Annotated in this window: 1 pseudogene; it reads right to left on the bottom strand. The window is 43.8% G+C overall.

Features of this window, described 5'->3' with window-relative positions:
* Window positions 1–288, bottom strand: a pseudogene (locus tag C1G53_RS07725) (sulfatase); the annotation flags it as partial.

A 288-nucleotide genomic window follows, 5' to 3' on the forward strand; every position in this document is an offset into this window, starting at 1 on the left:
AGCCTTTTCCAGATAGAAGCGACAATCCTTCCTTGGAAGTACTTCTTGTGAATACGTCGGTAGATAAACACAAGGAGGACTATAAAGACGAGCGATACCAAGACAACACGTAGACTGATAAAGCTGAGAATCATCCCCAAGTTCCCGACCCATTTGAAATCATTGGGGGTCAATGGCTCCGAACGGTAGCGGAATTTGAGAAAATTGGCCGTAACCAAAATGACGTTTAGACTAGCAATCACGGCAACAGATAAGATTTGGCGGTTGATAACTAGGCTAATGATGACA

Source organism: Streptococcus suis, assembly GCF_002960445.1.
In the GTDB taxonomy this organism is placed as follows: domain Bacteria; phylum Bacillota; class Bacilli; order Lactobacillales; family Streptococcaceae; genus Streptococcus; species Streptococcus hyiners.